14 protein-coding genes are annotated in these 18,595 nt (G+C 67.5%); 7 read left to right on the top strand and 7 right to left on the bottom strand.

The annotated features are described in order from the left end of the window. Positions 1-27: 27 nt before the first annotated feature. The 3 genes from ACFWDI_RS24585 (at position 28) to ACFWDI_RS24575 (ending at position 8,457) form a co-directional block, all read left to right on the top strand. Complete coding sequence (locus ACFWDI_RS24585; protein WP_385306857.1) at positions 28-2,940, top strand: DEAD/DEAH box helicase; 2,913 nt, start codon at positions 28-30, stop codon at positions 2,938-2,940. Further along, on the top strand, positions 2,940-7,085 hold the full coding sequence (locus ACFWDI_RS24580) for an Eco57I restriction-modification methylase domain-containing protein (protein WP_385306855.1): 4,146 nt from the start codon (positions 2,940-2,942) through the stop codon (positions 7,083-7,085). The genes ACFWDI_RS24585 and ACFWDI_RS24580 overlap by 1 nt, the downstream gene beginning before the upstream one ends. 67 nt (positions 7,086-7,152) lie before the next feature. Next, positions 7,153-8,457: a hypothetical protein gene (locus ACFWDI_RS24575; RefSeq protein ID WP_385306853.1), complete on the top strand. Its 1,305-nt coding sequence runs from the start codon at positions 7,153-7,155 to the stop codon at positions 8,455-8,457. A gap of 61 nt (positions 8,458-8,518) precedes the next feature. Here the strand turns inward: ACFWDI_RS24575 and ACFWDI_RS24570 are convergent, their stop codons facing one another. The 3 genes from ACFWDI_RS24570 to ACFWDI_RS24560 form a co-directional block, all read right to left on the bottom strand. Then, a complete protein-coding gene (locus ACFWDI_RS24570) occupies positions 8,519-8,725 on the bottom strand; it encodes a DUF397 domain-containing protein (protein WP_385306851.1) in 207 nt (68 codons plus the stop codon). After that, entirely contained in the window at positions 8,722-9,579 is an 858-nt protein-coding gene (locus ACFWDI_RS24565; protein ID WP_385306850.1) for a helix-turn-helix domain-containing protein, read from the bottom strand. The genes ACFWDI_RS24570 and ACFWDI_RS24565 overlap by 4 nt, the downstream gene beginning before the upstream one ends. A 135-nt stretch (positions 9,580-9,714) precedes the next feature. After that, the gene (locus ACFWDI_RS24560) at positions 9,715-10,068 is read right to left on the bottom strand and encodes a hypothetical protein (protein WP_385306848.1); all 354 of its coding nucleotides are present in this window, start codon (positions 10,066-10,068) and stop codon (positions 9,715-9,717) included. Between the two features lie 185 nt (positions 10,069-10,253). Here ACFWDI_RS24560 and ACFWDI_RS24555 point away from each other — a divergent pair, with 185 nt between their 5' ends. Together ACFWDI_RS24555 and ACFWDI_RS24550 are read left to right on the top strand one after the other, a co-directional pair. Next, positions 10,254-10,730, top strand: a complete 477-nt coding sequence (locus ACFWDI_RS24555) for an ATP-binding protein (protein ID WP_385306919.1) — start codon at positions 10,254-10,256, stop codon at positions 10,728-10,730. Positions 10,731-10,739: 9 nt separating this feature from the next. Next, positions 10,740-11,150: a hypothetical protein gene (locus ACFWDI_RS24550; RefSeq protein ID WP_385306846.1), complete on the top strand. Its 411-nt coding sequence runs from the start codon at positions 10,740-10,742 to the stop codon at positions 11,148-11,150. A 19-nt stretch (positions 11,151-11,169) separates the two neighbouring features. Here the strand turns inward: ACFWDI_RS24550 and ACFWDI_RS24545 are convergent, their stop codons facing one another. After that, positions 11,170-14,481 (bottom strand): type ISP restriction/modification enzyme, encoded by a 3,312-nt coding sequence (locus tag ACFWDI_RS24545; RefSeq protein ID WP_385306844.1) that lies wholly within the window; start codon positions 14,479-14,481, stop codon positions 11,170-11,172. A gap of 663 nt (positions 14,482-15,144) precedes the next feature. Here ACFWDI_RS24545 and ACFWDI_RS24540 point away from each other — a divergent pair. After that, positions 15,145-15,747, top strand: coding sequence for a hypothetical protein (locus ACFWDI_RS24540; RefSeq protein WP_385306842.1), 603 nt, complete (start codon positions 15,145-15,147; stop codon positions 15,745-15,747). Between the two features lie 138 nt (positions 15,748-15,885). On the opposite strand, the gene ACFWDI_RS24535 is transcribed toward ACFWDI_RS24540, so the two are convergent. Together ACFWDI_RS24535 and ACFWDI_RS24530 are read right to left on the bottom strand one after the other, a co-directional pair. After that, positions 15,886-16,560 (bottom strand): class I SAM-dependent methyltransferase, encoded by a 675-nt coding sequence (locus ACFWDI_RS24535; protein ID WP_385306841.1) that lies wholly within the window; start codon positions 16,558-16,560, stop codon positions 15,886-15,888. A 157-nt stretch (positions 16,561-16,717) separates the two neighbouring features. After that, complete coding sequence (locus ACFWDI_RS24530; protein ID WP_385306839.1) at positions 16,718-17,158, bottom strand: hypothetical protein; 441 nt, start codon at positions 17,156-17,158, stop codon at positions 16,718-16,720. A 200-nt stretch (positions 17,159-17,358) separates the two neighbouring features. Here ACFWDI_RS24530 and ACFWDI_RS24525 point away from each other — a divergent pair, with 200 nt between their 5' ends. Further along, a complete protein-coding gene (locus tag ACFWDI_RS24525) occupies positions 17,359-17,751 on the top strand; it encodes an ATP-binding protein (RefSeq protein WP_385306838.1) in 393 nt (130 codons plus the stop codon). A gap of 40 nt (positions 17,752-17,791) precedes the next feature. Here the strand turns inward: ACFWDI_RS24525 and ACFWDI_RS24520 are convergent, their stop codons facing one another. Further along, a complete protein-coding gene (locus tag ACFWDI_RS24520; protein WP_385306836.1) occupies positions 17,792-18,283 on the bottom strand; it encodes a DUF4240 domain-containing protein in 492 nt (163 codons plus the stop codon). Positions 18,284-18,595 lie beyond the last annotated feature (312 nt).

Here is an 18,595-nt window from a genome sequence, read left to right as displayed (position 1 = left end):
TCTGACCACGAGGACTTGACGACCAACATGGCAATCACATACTCCGCCGGTTCCCTGGTGACGGCCCGTGGCCGCGAATGGGTGGTGCTCCCGGAGAGCGCCTCCGACATGCTCGTACTGCGCCCCCTCGGCGGCTCCGACGACGACATCGCCGCCGTGTTTCCCGCCTTCGAGGACGTGAAGGGCGCCCAGTTCGCGCCACCGGAACCCTCCGACCTAGGCGACCAGCGCGCCGCCGGCCTGCTGCGCACCGCTCTGCGCATCGGATTCCGCTCCGGCGCGGGCCCCTTCCGCTCCCTCGCCGGAATCGCGGTGGAGCCCCGCGCCTACCAGCTGGTGCCGCTGCTCATGGCACTGCGTCAGCAGACCGTACGCCTGCTCATCTCCGACGACGTCGGCATCGGCAAGACCATCGAGGCGGGCCTCATAACAAGCGAGCTGCTGGCCCAGGGCGAGGCGACCGGCCTCGCCGTCCTCTGCTCGCCCGCGCTGGCCGAGCAGTGGCAGGCGGAGCTGCGCACCAAGTTCGGCATCGACGCCGAGCTTGTTCTCTCCTCCACCGTGTCCCGCCTGGAGCGGGGCCTGGACCTGGGCCAGTCCCTCTTCGACAAGTATCCGCACGTCATCGTCTCGACCGACTTCATCAAGTCGACCCGCCACCGCGACGACTTCGTGCGCCACTGCCCCGACCTGGTCATCGTCGACGAGGCGCACACCTGCGTCGCCGCCGACGACACCTCGACCGCCTCCCAGAACCAGCTCCGCTACGAGCTGCTGCGCCGCGTCGCGGAGGACGCCACCCGGCACCTGCTCCTGGTGACGGCCACCCCGCACAGCGGCAAGGAGTCCGCGTTCCGCAACCTGCTCGGCCTGGTCAAGCCCGAACTGGCGAACGTGAACCTGGAATCGGAGGCCGGCCGTAAGCTCCTCGCCCACCATTTCGTGGCGCGCAAGCGGGCAGACGTACGCCAGTACCTCACCAAGGAGGACGGGCTCGCCGACGACAGCCTCGCCGAGAAGACCGCGTTCCCCTCGGACCGCTACTTCAAGGACGAGACGTACAAGCTGTCCCCGGCCTACCGCGCCCTGCTCGACGACGCCATCGCGTACGCGAGCGACCGCGTCGAGGCGGCCGGCTCCCAGGGCAAGCGCGAGGCTCGTATCGCCTGGTGGTCCGCGATCGCGCTGCTTCGCTCCCTCGTCTCTTCGCCGCGCGCCGCCGCGCAGACCCTGCGTACGCGCTCGGCCGCCGCGGCCGCCGCCAGCGCGGAGGAGGCCGACAAGCTCGGGGCGCCCCTCACCCGCGACTCCGCGGACAGTGACGCCCTCGAAGGTCTCGACGTGGCCCCCGGCGCCGAGACCGATGGCGCAGGCGCGCGCCTGGCCGAACTGGCGGAGCGCGCGGCGACGTTGGAGGGTCCGGCGGAGGACCTCAAGCTGAAGGCCCTCGTCAAGCACCTCAAGGCCCTCCTCGCCGACGGCTACAACCCGATCGTCTTCTGCCGCTACATCCCGACGGCCGAATACGTCGCCGAACACCTCGACAAGAAGCTCGGTGCCAAGACCGTCGTCCGCGCCGTCACCGGCACCCTCTCCCCGCAGCAGCGCATCGAACGCATCGAGAAACTGGCCGACGACGCCGGCGACGACCAGGCCGCCCGCCGCGTCCTCATCGCCACGGACTGTCTCTCCGAGGGCGTCAACCTCCAGCACCACTTCGACGCCGTCGTCCACTACGACCTTGCCTGGAACCCGACCCGCCATGACCAGCGCGAGGGTCGCGTCGACCGATACGGCCAGAAGCGCGACGAAGTCCGCGTCATCACCATCTACGGTGCGGACAACGGCATCGACGGCAAGGTCCTCGAGGTCCTCATCAAGAAGTACCGCCAGATCCGCAAGGACCTCGGCATCGCCGTCTCCGTTCCCGATGAGATGTCCTCGGGTGTGACGGACGCGATCGTTGAATGGCTGCTGATGCGCGGCCGCGACAACGACGACGCGCTCTTCAGCGCGGACGCGTTCAAGGTGAGCACTGCCCAGCTGGAGAGCGACTGGAACTCGGCGGCCGACCGCGAGAAGGCGTCCCGCTCACGGTTCGCCCAGCGGTCCATCCACCCGGAGGACGTCGCGCTCGAGGTCACGGCGGTCCGTGACGCACTCGGCAGCGCGGGCGAGATCGCCACCTTCGTACGCGAGTCGCTGACCGCGCTCGGAGGTGTCCTGCGCGACGCGGGCGAGGACTTCACGGCGCAGGTCCGCGGTACTCCCCTCGGTCTGCAGGACGCGCTCGCGCCGGTGGTCGGTGCGGACGTGATCGAGAAGGACCGCCCTATCCCGTTCCGCGCCGACCCGGCGGTGGGGCGCGGCGAGGCTGCCCTCGTCCGTACGGACCCGGTGGTCGGCGCCCTGGCCGCGCACGTCCTGAACGCGGCCCTGGACAAGGACGCTGACGGGGTGCGTCCCGCCCGGCGGTGCGGGGTGATCACCACGGACGCAGTGGCCACGCGTACGACGCTGCTGCTCGTCCGCTACCGCTTCCACCTCACGCTGCCGTCGCGCAGCGGCGAAAAGCAGCTGGTGGCGGAGGACGCCCGCCTGCTCGCCTTCCGCGGCTCCCCGAAGAACGCGGAGTGGCTGGCGCAGGAGGGGGCGCTGGCGCTGCTCGACGCGACCGCGTCCGAGAACACGGACTCGCATTTCGGTGAACGGACCATGACCCGCATCCTCGGCCAACTGCCGGAGGCGTACGACTATTTGGAGTCGTACGGTGACGAGCTGGCCGATGGTCTCGATGCATCGCATCGCCGGGTACGCGCCGCCTACGGCGAGATCGTCCGAGGCCTGAGCGTCACCGCCCAGAAGCCCGCAGACGTCCTCGGTGCGTACGTCTACATGCCCGCCACCCCGTCCGCTGCCGCCGGAGAGGCCACCGCCTGATGTCTGCCACCACCCGCAACCAGGTCTTCTCCGCCGTCCACACGGTGGGCGCGCTTCTGCCCGCCGACATGCTGGTCCGCATCAGCGAGGGCAAGGACGTTCCCGGCTCCAAGCCCGCCGACTACGGCCTGCCCACTTCTCGCTCGGTGCGCGATGAGGCCGAGCGCAGCTGGGAGTACCTCAAGCCGCTGTGGCGCGACCTGCGCACCCGTCTGCCCGAGGACCCGCAGACCGGAGCACCGGCCGGCGACCCGACCGGCCTGGCGACCCACGACTGGCTGGCGCCGCTCTGGCGCCAGCTGGGCTTCGGCCCGCTAACGCCGATGGGCGCGTCCGGCCTCCCGGCCGATTCCGACCCGGAGAAGACCTTCGCGGTCTCCCACCGCTGGAGCCATGCCCTCATTCACCAGACGGCCTGGAACGCCAACCTGGACAAGCGGCCGGGTGGGGCGGGTACGGTACCGCCGCAGTCGATGCTCCAGGAGTGTCTGAACCGCACGGAAGCCCACCTGTGGGGCGTCCTGACGAACGGCCGCCAGGTGCGGCTGCTGCGGGACTCCAGCGCGCTGGCGACCGCGTCGTACGTCGAGTTCGACCTGGAGGCGATCTTCGACGGGGAGCTGTTCAGCGAGTTCGTCCTGCTCTACCGGCTGCTGCACGTCTCCCGCTTCGAGGTGGGGGAGGAGGCGGCTCCGTCCGCCTGCTGGCTGGAGAAGTGGCGCACGGAGGCCATCGCCTCGGGCACCCGCGCGCTGGACCAGCTCCGCAAGGGCGTCCAGACCGCCATCACCACGCTCGGCACGGGCTTCCTCAAGCACCCGAACAACCGCGAGCTGCGCGAAACGCTGGACGTTCAGACCTTCCACTACGCCCTGCTTCGCATGGTCTACCGGCTGCTCTTCCTCTTCGTCGCCGAGGACCGCGACGTGCTCCTGGCGCCGAATGCGGAGGCTGGCGCCAAGGAGCGCTACGCCACGTACTTCTCCTCCGCCCGGCTGCGCCGCCATGCTCAGCGGCGCCGGGGCACCACACACGGCGACCTCTACCAGGCGCTGCGCTTCGTCCTGTCCGGTCTCGGCAATGACGATGGCCGCCCGGAGCTGGGCCTGCCCGCCCTCGGCGGCATCTTCGACGACAACGAGAGCGACAAGGTCCTGCACGGCCTCGCTCTGTCCAACGGGCCCCTGCTCGACGCCGTACGTGCCCTGTCGGTCGTCCGCGACACCAACTCCAGGCGAAACCGTGCCGTCGACTACCGCCACCTGGATGCCGAGGAACTGGGCTCCATCTACGAGTCCCTGCTGGAGCTCGTTCCCAAGCACAACGCCACCGAGCGCACCTTCGAACTCGTCGAGCTGGCAGGCAACGCGCGGAAGACGACGGGCTCGTACTACACCCCGTCCTCGCTCATCGACTGCCTCCTCGACTCCGCCCTCGACCCGGTCATCGACGACGCGGTCAAGCGCGGCGAGATCCGGGCCACCCGTGCCGGACAGCCCGAGGCCGGCCCGGCCATCGTCGAGGAACTACTCAGCCTCACTGTCTGCGACCCCGCCTGCGGCTCCGGCCACTTCCTCGTCGCCGCCGCGCGTCGCATAGCCAAGCGGGTCGCCGCAGTCCGCGAGCAGAACCCCGAGCCGACCCTGGACGCCGTACGCCATGCCTTGCATGAGGTCGTCGCCCGCTGCATCTACGGCGTGGACCTCAACCCTATGGCCGTCGAACTCGCCAAAGTGTCCTTGTGGTTGGAGGCCCTTGAGCCCGGCAAGCCGCTCGGCTTCCTCGATGCCCACATCAAGCACGGCAACGCGCTCCTGGGGGCGACCCCGGCCCTGCTGGCAGGTGGCATACCCGACGACGCCTTCAAGCCGATCGAGGGCGACGACAAGAAGATCGCTTCAGCGGTGAAGAAGCGGAACGCGGCTGAGCGCGGCGGCCAGCTCAGCTTCCACACTGAAGAGCGCATCTGGGTGTCCAACGCCTCCTTCGCGGCGAGCCTGCGTGGCATCACTGCCGCCCCGGCCGACACCCTGCGCGATGTGCGCCTGCAGTCCAGCCGCTTCCGCGACCTGGAGCAGTCCGCGACCTACCTCCGCGCCCTCCACATTTCCGACGCCTGGTGCGCCGCCTTCGTCTGGAACAAGAACCAGGGTGCGCCGACCCCCGTCACCGAGGGCGTCTTCCGCGACCTCCAGAGCGCGGGTGGCGGAATCCCCGTCAGCACCAACGAGGAGATCATCCGCCTCGCCAAGCAGTACAACTTCTTCCACTGGCACCTGGAGTTCCCTGAGGTTTTCCACGTCCCTGCGTCCGCTGACGCCACTGTTGACACGTCCGTCGGATGGAACGGTGGCTTCTCTTGCGTGCTCGGTAACCCGCCGTGGGAGCGCATCAAGCTCCAGGAGCAGGAGTTCTTCGCTGCGCGCCACGAGAAGATCGCCAAGGCGGCCAACAAGGCGGCTCGCGAGAAGCTGATCAATACGCTCGCAGGGAGCGATGAAATGGCGGACCGCGAGCTGCACGCCGAATTCATCGCGGCCCGCCGGCTCGCGGAAGGCGTCAGTCACCTGCTGCGCGATTCCGGCCGCTATCCACTGACCGGCCGTGGGGACGTCAACACCTACGCTGTGTTCGCGGAGACCGCTTCCCGAGGTATTGGCGCGCACGGTCGCTTCGGGATTGTCCTCCCTACCGGCATCGCCACGGACGCGACGACAGCGCCCTTCTTCTCCGACTTGGTGCGCACAGCTCGCCTTGCCTCCTTCCTGGACTTCGAGAACGAGGCCTTCATCCTGAGCAGGGACGTCCATCACTCGGTCCGCTTCGCTCTGCTGACCGTGACGGGCGTCAGTGAGCGAGTGAATCGGGCATCCTTTGCCTTCGGCACCCGGTACATCGAGGACCTGGACAGCCGCCGGTTTGCCATGCCTCCGGAGGAAATCCTGCTGGTGAACCCCAACACGGGCACGCTTCCAGTGTTCCGGTCACGTCGTGACGCTGAGATCACGCTGGGGATCTATCGCCGGATTCCCGTACTGATCAAGGAGCCCGATGAAAACGGCGCGGGCGGCAGTAACCCGTGGGACCTGTCATTCATGAGGATGCTCGACATGTCCAATGACTCTCGCCTGTTCTGTACGAAGGGTGAACTGGAGGGCGAGGGCTACGACCTCACGGGAAACATCTTCAGCAAAGGTGAGCAGCGGTATCTGCCGCTGTACGAGGCGAAGATGCTGCATCACTTCGACCATCGCCTGGGCACGTACGAGGGCCAGACGCAGGCCCAGGCCAACATGGGCACGCTTCCGCGGCTGACGCCGGAGCAGCACGACGACCCGAACTTTGTTCAGATGCCACGCTACTGGGTTCCGGAGTTCGACGTTCCGAGGCGGGAACTGGATCGCAATGGGAACATCGTCCATGACCTCGGTGTGAGGTCGAGGCTCGATCAGCGGGGATGGAACCACCAATGGTTCATCGGGTGGCGCGACATCTGTAGAGGTACGGACGCCCGTACTCTGATCGCAACAGCGACTCGCATTGATGCCGCGTTTGAGGGGGGCACGCTCCTTGCGCTGCCGCGGGCTGGAGCAACAGCGGCAGCAGTTCTTCTGGCGTGCATGTGTTCATATGTCGTTGACTACATCGCGCGTCAGAAGGTCGGTGGCACGCATCTCAAGTATTTCGTGATGCGGCAGCTGCCCATTCTCGGCCCGGATGTAGCCGAGAGGGCAGTGCCGTGGCAGGGGAACACAACGGTTGGTGAGTGGCTTGCTGCACGTGTTGTAGAACTGAGCGTCACGGCAGCGGATATGAGCCCCTTGGCTGCTGACCTTGGATTCAGTGGAGAGCCTTTCCGCTGGAATGAGGAAAGACGTGCTGTCCTGCGCGCGGAGCTCGACGCCGGGCTTTTCCATCTCTACGGGCTCAACCGCGACGAGGTCGACTATGTCATGGGATCCTTCCCGGTCGTTAGCCGCCAAGACGAGGCAGTTCACGGCACTTACCGCACCAGGGACCTGGTCCTCGACGTCTACGACCGCTTGGTCGAGGCACAGCTCACTGGTGTCGAGTACCAGAGCGCTCTCGCCCCGCCCCCCGGCCACGGTCCCCGGCACCCAGCACCAGCTCCCGACGCGGCTTGATCGCCCCCAATCCACTCTGTCTCCGCCCGCGCAACCGGGCGGGGACACCGCACACCTGTGACCCGTCATGCATCAGAACTCAGCGGCTCCGTCCGCCCACACCCCACCCGATCGTGCGGCCCTTCGCGCCGAGCGACGGAGGCTGCGTGAGGCCATACGCGCCAAGCGCTCCCTCCTGAAGGGGCGCTCCGCCTTCGAGAAGGTTGACGAGCGCCGCAAGTTCAAGGCCGCGGTGGCCCGCGATCGGGCCAACCGTGCGCACCAGGACGCCTTGGCGAGGGCAGATCGCGACAAGCAGCAGAAGCAGCAGTCCGTTGCCGCCCAGCTACGGGCATTCGACAGCGACCAACAGAACTCCGAGGCACGGGAGCTCCAGCTTCTCCGCCGCCAGTTCATCGACGCCGCCCTCCGCCGAGCCCACCTGTCAGTCAAGGAACTCAACGGCCTGGGCGCGGGCCTCATCAACGATCTGGCTGCTCGCGGCATCCGAACGGCCGCCGACTTCACCGGTGTCAGCCGTGGCCCTGCCCCGAACGGCAAGGGCGGCGACGTCATCTGGATCCACTTGTCCGGTGGCCGCAAGGTGCACGTCAACGGTATCGGTGAGCATCGCGCGAAGGCGTTGGTCGAGTGGCGCAAGTCCTACGTCACCCGAGCCGAGGAGCGCGCACCGAAGCGCATCGGGCTGGCCGATCGCAGACGGATCGAGGAACTGGCGAAGCAGAGACGTGCGGAGTTGAAGGCCGAGGAGACCGCAGCGGAAGCCGCCGCCAACGAGACACGAAGCGAGGCCAGGGCCACCCTTGATGAGACCCTCGCCCGGCTGGCCAAAGCGGCGCGCGACGCCGATCGCAAGGCCGCCGCAAAGCGTGCCCAGTACGACGTCCTGGCCGAAGAGCTTGCGCGCCTCGAAGCCGAACTCGACCCGCTGGATGCCGCGTACGGCGGTCTCAGATTCCGGAGACGGACGCACAACCGGACCGTACGGACAGAGCCCTCGTCCGCGACAACCGTCCCGCGACAGCGCCCGAGCTTCACGCCGTCGAGGCCCGTGAGGCTGGACAAGAAGTCGCCCGAGACCGAACCGCAGGCCACCGGCAAGCGGCCCGGCCTACTGTGGCTCATCCCCATCGTGTTCTACTTCGGCTCCGCTCTGACCGGCACGCCCGTACTCGTCGGAGCGCCCATGTGGGCCGTGGCCTTCCTGCGGGTGGGCCATCTCGTGGCAGCCAGCTACCTGTTCGGTCACTGGATTCGACGGCGCCGACAGTGGAAGGAGCAGCGGGCGACCTCACTCATGCCTGCGATCTCGATCCACATCGTCTGGGTATGGCTGATCGTTGCTGTGGTGATCGGTACGCACTACGAGTGAGATCAGCGAAACGGGGTGGTGCCGGATGTCCGGCACTACCCCGGGGTGAAGGCATGCGGTGTCAGCTGTCGGCGGCGTACCGCACGAATCGGGCCCAGTCTGCGTGAGCGACACACAGATGAGGCCGGGCCAAATCCTTGGAGTCGCGCACGAGCACGGCCTGCTCGGTGGCGGCGACCTCGACACAGGCGCCGCCTTCGTTGGAGCTGTGACTGCTCTTCATCCACCTCAGATGCGTGGTGACGTTCGCGGAGCGATCGATGCTCATGCCTCTCCCAGCAACTCCTGGATGACAGCCAGTGATTCGGACGGGGTTAGTGCCTGCGCCCTGATGCTGCCATAGCGTGCTGCCAGGATACGGACTTCATCCGGATCAGTGATCAACCGGCTGATGTTCTGGACCTCCAGATAGGCGACCTGCGGACGGCCCTGGGGTGTTAGCAGAATGAAGGGTCCACCCATCCCCGCATGCTCGTCACGCTTCGTTGGCATGACCTGGAGCTCCAAGCTCCTCAGCTGGCCGAGTTCGAGCAGCTTGTCCAGTTGAGCCTTGTGAACGGCCTCGCCGCCGATGGTCCGGCGCAAGACCGACTCCTCGATGATGCATGTGACGATCGGAGCTGGCCATCTGGTCAGCAGTTCCTGCCGAGCGAGCCGCGCGATCACCCGCTGCTCGATGGTCGCGTCGTCAAGCAAGGGCTTGCGCATGGCGAAGAGAGACCGCGCGTGATCCTCCGTCTGCAGAAGCCCTGGAATCACGTGATTGCCGTACTCGTGTACCTCAACTGCTTGGCGCTCCAGCCGAGCGTAGTCCTTGAACCACGCCGGGTGCTTCACCCGCGCCCTCGCCTTCGCCCTCCCCACGTCCTCCTTCGCCGCTCGCAGCAGCCCACCCGCCCCCAGCAACTCGTCCGCCGCGTCCAGGAACTCCGGCTGCGGCGTCCTCCGCCCGCGCTCCAGGGAACGGATCAGGTCCTCGCTGTACCCGAGTTGGTCCCCGAGCTCCCGCTGCGTCAGGCCGGCCCGCTCCCGCAGGACCCTCACCTGGCGGCCGATCACGCGGAACAGGTCAGCCGCGTCTTCCACTTCGTCGTTGTGGTCCGCCGGACCCGTGAGCTCCATCCGTGCCCGCTCCCGTTCTGCACGATGCCTGCCCGTATCGGTACGCATAAGCTGCGTACCGGTCTCTTCCGGCAGGTTACGGCGCGGCGGCAACGCCCCATGGTGTAAGAGGGAAACCGCATCCCTTCGAGTGGCTCACCTTCGCCGCACGCCTTGCGGCCGATCACTCGGCTTCGGCTGCGGTGAGGTACCGGCGCAGCTCTGCCCTGATCTCATCCGCTCCGCCGGCCGCTGCCACGGGGTCTCCTCTCCGTTCGCCAACGCGGCGCTGCTCGCGAAACGCGCGACGTGGGATGCGGGCACGAACGAGTTACGCAACCACACGGCGAAGACGGATGCTTCGTCCGCGGTGACATCGCCAAGCGTGATGAACGCGTAGTCGGGATCGGTCATTGACTGCGGGGAAGCGGTGTCGTGCTTGCGGTCGGTGACGATCTCCAGGCATTGGAACCAGCGTTCGCCGGACTGGCCATGGCCGGCTTGTAGCACGTGCGGCGAGATAGCTGCTGCACGAGCAGTGAGCGGGCTCCGCGCCGACTGGCTCGTGTCGGACTGCCTGTACCGGCCGCCGCGAGCACCGGTACTGGCACGTTGCGTACCGCTGTCGTTCCTGGTCAGGGCAGGGGCTTGCCGTCACGCTGAGTTGCGTGAAGAACGAATCCGTACGCATCGACATGCCTCAAACGGCAACGCCCGTAGGACAGTTCACCCAGCTGCTGAGCGCCACTCGGCGCGGGGCCCGACTCGCGCGGCTGCTCGCCGTCGAGCAGATCGCCCAGTGGGGGTGGCCGCGGGAAAGCGAGCGCGCCGAGGCCGCCGCGCTCGTGGTCGCGGAGCTGGCCGCCAACGCGATCACGCACGGGCGGCTGCCCGGCCGCGGCTTCCGGCTCGGACTGACGCTCTTGCCCACGGCTCGGCTGCGGATCGAGGTCACGGACCCGCGTGGCGAGCGACTGCCTGCCGTATCGAGTGTGGCCGATGAAGGCGGCCGTGGCCTGGTGATCGTGGACGCTCTCGCCGCTGGTTGGGGCGTACGCCCGTATCCGCCTTCCGGGAAGACCGTCTGGGCAGAGATCGCCTCGGCCCGCCAGAAGTCGACGGCGGCTTTCGGCGCTTCGGAGGAGCCGTGGGAACGCAGCCGGGTGTGCTAGGCATACGGCATGTACGCCCACGCCCCACTGCCCTCCGTGGACCTCACGGACTCTCAGTGGCACCTTCTCGCGCAGCTGCTGTCCGGTCCGCTCCCCGAACCTGGCAGCAGCGCCGACGCCGAGGAAGCCGTATCCGCGCGCGGTCTCGATGTCGATCAGGCCCGCGCAGACGTCCCCTCCCTTGTCTGGCTGAAGTTCGTGGAACATCTGGACGGGCTGCTGGTGATCACCGATCTCGGAGCGGCGATGCACTACCGGTCTCAGTACGAGTCGTCGGAGCGGCTGTTGAGCGAGATCGCTTTGCTCGCCGAGGCGAACGAGACGATGGCCCCCGAGTTCGCCCGAACGGTGCGCCGCCTGGCCCAGGGAGCCCTCTCTGTCGCCGAAGCGCCGGACGGGGTGCGCCGCCGGCCCGTCTGAACGACACGACACTCACGCGTCAGGTGACGGCCTCCTCGCCGAACAGGCCGTCCGTCGGCCGGCGCCGGGCCTTGCGCGATGTCTCCGGAACAGGCAGGACTCCCGCTTCCAGCAACTCGGACCGTGTGATCACAGGCGCGGCGAGAATGTCGGTGAGAAGTTCTCCTTGGGCGGGGGCCAGGTCCGTGAGGCGGCGAAGTACGGACAGCAGCTCGATCAACTCCTTTGTCCACTCGTACGGCCAGGAATCCACATGGATGTCGTCGAGCGGGCTCGTCTTCTTGCTGCTCGGCTTGGCCTTTCGGTAGCCGAACCACTTGTTGACGATGCGCATGCCGCCGACATCGAAGGTCCAGACGGACTCCGGCACGGGCGCGAACGAGCCCTCACCCACGTAGAGCGTCTGTGTCCCGGTGTCGTACCGCATGAGGTCCGGGACCTCATGGCCGATGTGGGTGAGATAGCGAACCTGACGTGGGTCCCCCTGGGGGAACTCGACTCGTCCCTCGGGGCGCGCTGCAGCGGGGTCGACGAAGCGCTGCCCGTACGTCGATGCCCACAGCACCTCGCGGCCCAGCGCTACAGCTCGATTCCACAGCTCCAGGTCGCGCGTCAGCGGCAGGCGCACGCCTGGGGTCAGCAGCTCCTCGGTGAATCGCTCCGTGAAGCCGCTGTGTCCGGCAACGCCCAGGGTGTAGGCCGCCAACTCGTCGGCCTTTACTGGTCCGTGGCCGAGTGTGCGGCTGAGGAGAGGCAGAAGGCCACTGAGCACGTTGGGGGAGCCGTCGGGGTGGAGGAGGGGCATGATCCGGCCGCCCCGACCGTTGAAGTGGTGCGTGTCGGGGATGAGGTGGGTTGCCACTACGGCCGGCCCTGAGTCGATCTCGTGCGATGACTGCTGGTTGAGGAAGAACTGATCGTCTTGCCGATCTGCTGCCCAGACATCAGGCCGCGGATAGTCGATGACCCGGTTGTCCGCGATCAGCCACTGCCGATCGAAGCTGCGGAGCGCTGCTTGTACAATCTCAGGCTTGGTCGATACCTCCTGGCCGATCGGGCGGGTGCGAACAAGCTGGCCTGGCAGCGGTATCTGCCTACCGGTCAAGGTCCGGTCCCTCGTCTCCTTGAACAGCTCTGCCTTCTCCACAGGATCGGTCTCGCGGATCAGCCGCGCCCAGCGGCGGCGAAGAGTCTGGCTGGACGGGGCGCTCACCCAGGAGCGGTTGGCCGTCACTCCCAGGCTGCCCCATGGGAAGAGGTCGCTGAGTGCCGGAAATTCGTCCCAGCCCGACTGCGTGCGCGGCGTGAACGGCCGCACGCCCTCGTTATGAGCCTCCCGCCACCCGCCGTCGTCCAGCCGGATGGCCCGTAACGCCTCGAACTTCTCTCGCCGTTTCCCCGTGACCGTCCGGTAGTGGATCTGGGCCCGATGGTCCTCGCGGCGCTCCACTCCTCGCCTGCGGACGAACAGACAGATCGCCAGCGGCTGAGCGACTCCTGGAAACACACGGGTGGCGACTTCGGGACGCTGACCCTCCGGCGACAGGTTGATGACCCACCCCTCGTCGCATGTGCGGCGCAGATAATCCCGCATCCCGCGTCCGCCCGGACCGGTCGTCCACCCGGACGGGGAGATGAAGCAGACGACGCCGTGCCGCTCGTCCTCGTGCGCGTCGAACACCTTCCAGGCCGCCCAGCGCCAGAAGTACACGTACATGTTCTTGAGCATGTGCTCGTAACGCCCGTTGCCCGCAAGGCGGAAGTCGTCGAGCAGCGGGACCTCGTGGCTGCCGTTGCGCTTCTCCACCCAGCCGCCGCGGTTCTCGGCCTTGTCGTCATACGGCGGGTTGCCGATGACGACCGTCACAGGCGTGTTCGCCTTGACGCTGTTGGCGCGCCGTCGGGAGGCTGACAGCGCACCGTAGACGTACAGCTGCTCGTCTTCCACGAACGGGTTGTCGAGGGTGTCGGTGACGAAGAAATTGAGTCCATCCTCCGGAAGCTGTGAATGGTGACGCTTGAGGAGGTCCGAGGCCCGTAGCTCGGCAACAGCGAAGGGGCCCATCTGCACCTCGAAGCCGTACAGGCGTGATGCGAGCCCGGAGATCGCGTCGGGAGCCATAGCGGGGCCGTGGCGCTCGGCTGCCTGTTCCGCGACGCGTTCGATGATCGTGTGCAGATACGTACCGGTGCCCATCGCCGGGTCGACAATGCGTACGTCGTCGCCGCCGAAGCCGTCCGGCTGTCCGAGGCGGGAGCGCAGCACGTCGTCGGTGAGACGGACCATCTCCTCCACGACATCGTGCGGCGTGTAGAAAGAACCGCTCTTCTGGCGGAGAACCGGGTCGTAGACGGTGAGGAACTGCTCGTACAGGTGGAGATAGGCATCGCGGTTGCCGGACCTGATGGCCGGCCAGTCCACATGGGTGATCGTGCGCTGGAGGAGGTCGAGAGTGACGCTGAAGCGCTCGTTCACATGGTCGGTGAGAAGCTGCAGCGCCTTCCCCATGAGTGCGTGGCCCGCGTCGAGGCGGCGCCCTACCTCGTGCAGGCCGACGCCCTCACCGAGCAGGCCTTCCGAGCGCGCGAGCAGAAGGGCGAAGGTGACAGCCTGCGCGTAGCCGTCCGCGAAGGTGGCGTCGTCAGCGGAGGGGAAGAGCAGCTTGCGCCACTCGTTCTTGAGCCCCGTGAACGGCCGAGCACGCACATCGTCGTCGGCGCTGGGCGACTTCGCCTCGGCGGCCAACTGCTCCAGAACGGCTGACCGCAGCAGGCGGCACAGCGGTGCGACGTGCTGGACGAGACGGGCGACGTGGGTGATGTCCGGCGGCTTCCAGAGGAGGAAGACCCTGAGCAGGGCGTCAAAGGCCGCCGGGTCTGCCGGGGCGAGCTTCGCTCCCACACTCCTGAGGGAACCGCTGAAGACGACGGTCTCGCCGAGCTGGCGTCCGTCGCGGAAGAGCCGCCATTCGGTGCCGTTGGAGTAGAGCAGATTGGGGAGGTTGCGCAGCTTCTCCCACTGCTCCCTGTTGGCCCTGCCGAAGGTCTCCGGGTCCACGGAGAGACCGGGTTTCTTGAGCTCGATGTAGCCGACGATGTCGGCGCTCGCCCGCACCGCGTAGTCGGGTCGGACGCCGAGATCGGCGACACGATACTCGTCGTGCCAGGTGACTTCGGGCAGGTTGTGGTGTTCGCCCACGGCCTGGAGCAGGGTTTCCAGTGGGCTGCGGATGGACGCTTCGGGGCTTCCGCCCCCGGAGAGCTTGATCTTGCAGGATTTGCCGAACTGCGAAACGGCAGCAAGAAGCCAGTCGTACACGTCCCCTGACATGTTCCCCCCAGGATCGCGCCAAATCACGAGCGTAACTACGTCAGGTCAGTGTGGGAAGACGGAGCGTAAGTGTCCTTGCGGTCTGCACGCTCCCATGAATCGGCACCTCAGCGACCAATGTCCAGGGCAGAGGCCAGGCCCTGGCCGACCTGCGGTGCGTGACCCCTGGGCGGAAGCTGGTGGAGGGAGCCGCAGGGAGGAGCGTCGTCATGGAGGAAAGGGGGAGACGCCCGCGCGGACAGGCAGTCCTGACGGCAGCCGGTGTTACGGCAGCCGTGTGTCTGCTGGCAGGCTGCGGCGGGACCGGCACCGCAGGTCAGGGCCGGTCCGCAGCGACCAGCGCCGGGCCGGTCGTCATCACGTCCCCGGCAGGCCCGTCGCAGGACAGTGTCCGGACCCTGAAGGAAGGCCAGACCCTTCCCGTCGCGATCTCGCCCAACGAACCGTTCGACATCCCGGCGAGCTCTGCCGAGGTGACACTCACGGCCTTGAAGCAGGATCCTCGTGACACAGGCTGAACGGCACGCGCGCCGCAAGGCCCGTATCGCCAGGGATCAGTAGGGCCCGACGGAGCCTGAGGACTGGCGGCGTCCGACGCCTGCTTCGGCAGCAGCGGGATCACCGCCGCGTCAGCGCGGCAGCAGCGGACCTATGCTCCGAATCATGGGAATGGGCATCACAGTTCTTGTCGTCGACTGGTCACACCTCAGCGCCATAGCCGCCGACGAGCGCATGCGCCAGCTGGAGGACGCCGGATATCAGGTCGACGACGTCGAGGACATCGAGGAAGGCTGGAGGTGGCCTTCAGGCGACGGTGACCCCTGGTTCGGCACCTACGAGTTCCGTTCCACGCTCGGCTCCTTCAAGCCGCACTTCTGGGCTGGCGAAGCGTGGGACGACGTACGCGCCTTCGCAGATCCCGCGCTGAAGGCTGCCCTGGACCGCTTTCTCACACCGCTGTTCTGGGACGATGCCACATGCGACGACGACGCCGAGGCCCAGGACGAGGCCCGTGACGGGATGGATCCGCTACGGCGGCACCTGCTGGTCACCTGCACGCCCGAGGCCGTCGAGGATTTGGTCGACGCCTGGAACGAGGCGGCACCTCTCCTCGCGCAACTCCGGGAGCCGTACGCAGGACACGCCGCGCGCCCGGGGCGATGGATCGCGAACTTTGAGGAGTTCAGCGACCTGCTCCACGGCTGGGCCGAGGTGGCGATGGAAGCCGAGCGGCGCGGATGGGGGCTGGTGGGGCTGCGGGCCTGAGTTGCGCCGCAGAGATACCGCTACGTCCGAGCTACGCCCAGCCCACGACCGCAGAATTCACCTGCACCGGCCGCAGTTCTTCTCCTGCGACGCTTCGGGGACCGCCCGTGCTCAACCGTTGCGAGCTTCTGTCCCGCCCTACCCGGCGATGCGTGCCCGAATCAACAGCGTCCCGAGCTTGTCGCCCTCCGGAGCCGAGAGCACGCGTGCGACGATGTCCGTGAACCCGTGGCGCTTGAGTAGGTCTGACCAGACCTCAGGCGTGTACTGCCAGCGCAGCACGGTCAGTTCATGCTCCCGGCCCTCCAGCCACTTGCCGCGCATAGGCTGAGGTCCGTGCGAGCCGACGACCGGCTCGGCCTGGCTGAACGCGAAGATGCCACCGGGCGCCAGCCGCTTGGCCACCAGAGGGAACACCTGCTCGGGGTCGGTGAACCACACCGCTCCCCATACCGAGTAGACGGCGTCGAACGGCTCGCTGTCGGAGGCGAGGTAGTCGCACACGTCCCCGCACACGAAGGAGACGCGTGGCTCCTCCCGCCACCACCCACGGGCACGTGCCACCTGCACGGGGGAGAGATCGACCCCGATCACCTCAACCCCCTGCCGGGCCAGGAACACCGCCTCCTTGCCCTCCGCGGGCCCCAGTTCCAGCGCCCGGCATGGATGTCCGAGTACTTCCGCCCCCGGCCCATGGCCCGGGTACTGGGTCCACTCGAACCGGTCGACTACAGGCGCGGGCTGGTCGCCCTCGCCGCGGTGCGGCATGTACGTGTCCCAGTAGGCGGCCGGCGTGTGGGGTGGATGCGGCATGGCGTTCCTCGGGGGACGGCGGTGACCGGTGGAGCTGATCACCGTACCGGCGCCACCAAGTGCCCGTTGGGGAATGACACAGCGCTGCCGCGCCCTGCGCGAACGCAGGCCCATTGGATGCTCACGGCGTCCCCGGGCCTGATCGTTCGCGAAAGATTCAGTGGCAGTTCTCGCCCGGTCGGCACGGTCCGCACTTGGCGTAGTCGGCCTCCCACAGCTTCCAGTCGACGTCGAAGCCGTTGTTCGCGATGACCTGCGCTGTTCGCTCTACAGATCCGTCGTACTTGAACTCGATCTCAGGGATGTGCTCCAGGAACCGGCCGTCGAAGTGCCGGTGGCAGAACTCGCGGTAGTTGCGGGTGTCCAGGATGAAGACGTGCACCGCGATGTCGACGGTCCGGCCGCAGCACAACTCCAGGGCCTGGCCCCACTTCTCGATGGCGGTGATCAGGTACGAGACGGCCGCGCCGAACAGGCGGGTCGCCATCACCTCGTCGAACGGGTAGTCGCGCATGAGGAGCTGGATCTCGCGGTCCCACACCTCGGGGTCCACGAAGTCCCTCGGGTCACAAGGCTTGGTCTCGACTGCCGTTGCCATGCTGTCCTCCGGATCTCTATCGACACCCGCCACTCACAGCGGGGCGTGCTCCCAGGCAACCGCTCCCCGATGTTCTGCGGTGATCCCCTGTCATCGTGTGCAAGCCGTTTGCACATCCTGCACGCGCCGTAAACGAGCTGCTGATCACCACTTACGGTGGGTAGGCGGCCCGCCCTGTCGGGCGCTGGCGACTCCTCGGCATGACCCGGCGCGGGGCCCGCATGGCGCGGCTGCTCGCGGAGCAGCAGATTGCGGATTGGGGCCTGCCGCTGGAAGGCGATACGGCCCAGAACGCTGTACTGATCGTCGCCGAGTTGGCCGCCAACGCGGTCCGGCGCGGAGGTGTCCCCGGCCGGGACTTCCGTCTGACTCTCAGCCTCGGCCCAGACGGCGTATTGCGTATCGAGGTGACCGACGCCCGTGCCGAGCGTCTGCCCGAGCAGGCCGCGCCGGAAGCCTCGCGCGACCCTTCGGCGGAGAGCGGGCGTGGGCTGCTGATCGTCGCCGCACTCGCGGACAGCTGGGGTGTGGACCCCAGCTCGGAACCTCCTTCACACAAGACGGTTTGGGCGGAGCTCACACCGAGGCACTGAGCCGTCCCGGCGCCCCGGGGGAAGCGGCGCCCGACCAGGCTCAGGCGGCGTTGGCCTCCAGGTACAGCGCGGCCAGACGCGGCAACCGGCCGTGCATTTCCTTCGTATCGTCGAAGTCGAAGTCCTCGCCCATGTCGCCGTCGCTCTCCTCGCCCGGGAGATGCTCCGATCGGTAGCGGTCCCAGGCTTGGTAGAAGTCCTCTCCGCCGGCTGTGATCCGCTCGAAGGCTTCGCTGGCCGCGTAGTTGACCTCCTCGTAGAACAGTGCCTCGTCGCGGTACGCCGATGCGGCGTCGACGACCACCGGATGGTCGGCGAGGCTGTCCGGGCAGGCCGCTGCCCGCTCGTACCACTCCCGCCCCAGCGAGATCAGCCCGGCGCGGAAGTCCATGAAGCTGTCGTCCGAACAGCCGCCGCCGATGAGATAGGCCGCTGCCCATACGTCCCAGCGGTACAACGCGCTGTGCACCTCGTCGAACCGCTCCTGGTACTCGAGGATGTCCTGCTTCGGGCAGGTGGCGAGCCGGTCCACAAGGGCCTCGTCGAAAGGCTGCCCGCGTCGGCGGCGGCCGCCCTCGCGGATTCAATGACGTTCCAGAAATGGTCGATGTGCATGCCGGGCACTGTGCCATGGGGGTACGACACTGCCCGCCTCACCCGTGGGGAGCTCGTCCGCGCTCAGCGTGGATACAGGGTCGTGCTGTTCCCTCAACCCTTGCCGCTGCTTGGTGACATGCCACAACTGATCTTGATGTACGTGTGCGCGGTCGGTCAAAGGCTCAGCCGCCTGCAAACCGAAGCCGACCCAAGCAGGAGGCCACGCACATGGGACTCCGCAGGTCGG

The sequence above is a fragment of the Streptomyces sp. NPDC060064 genome (assembly GCF_042736455.1).
Lineage (GTDB): Bacteria > Actinomycetota > Actinomycetes > Streptomycetales > Streptomycetaceae > Streptomyces.
This window is presented reverse-complemented; position numbering and strand designations above follow the sequence as displayed.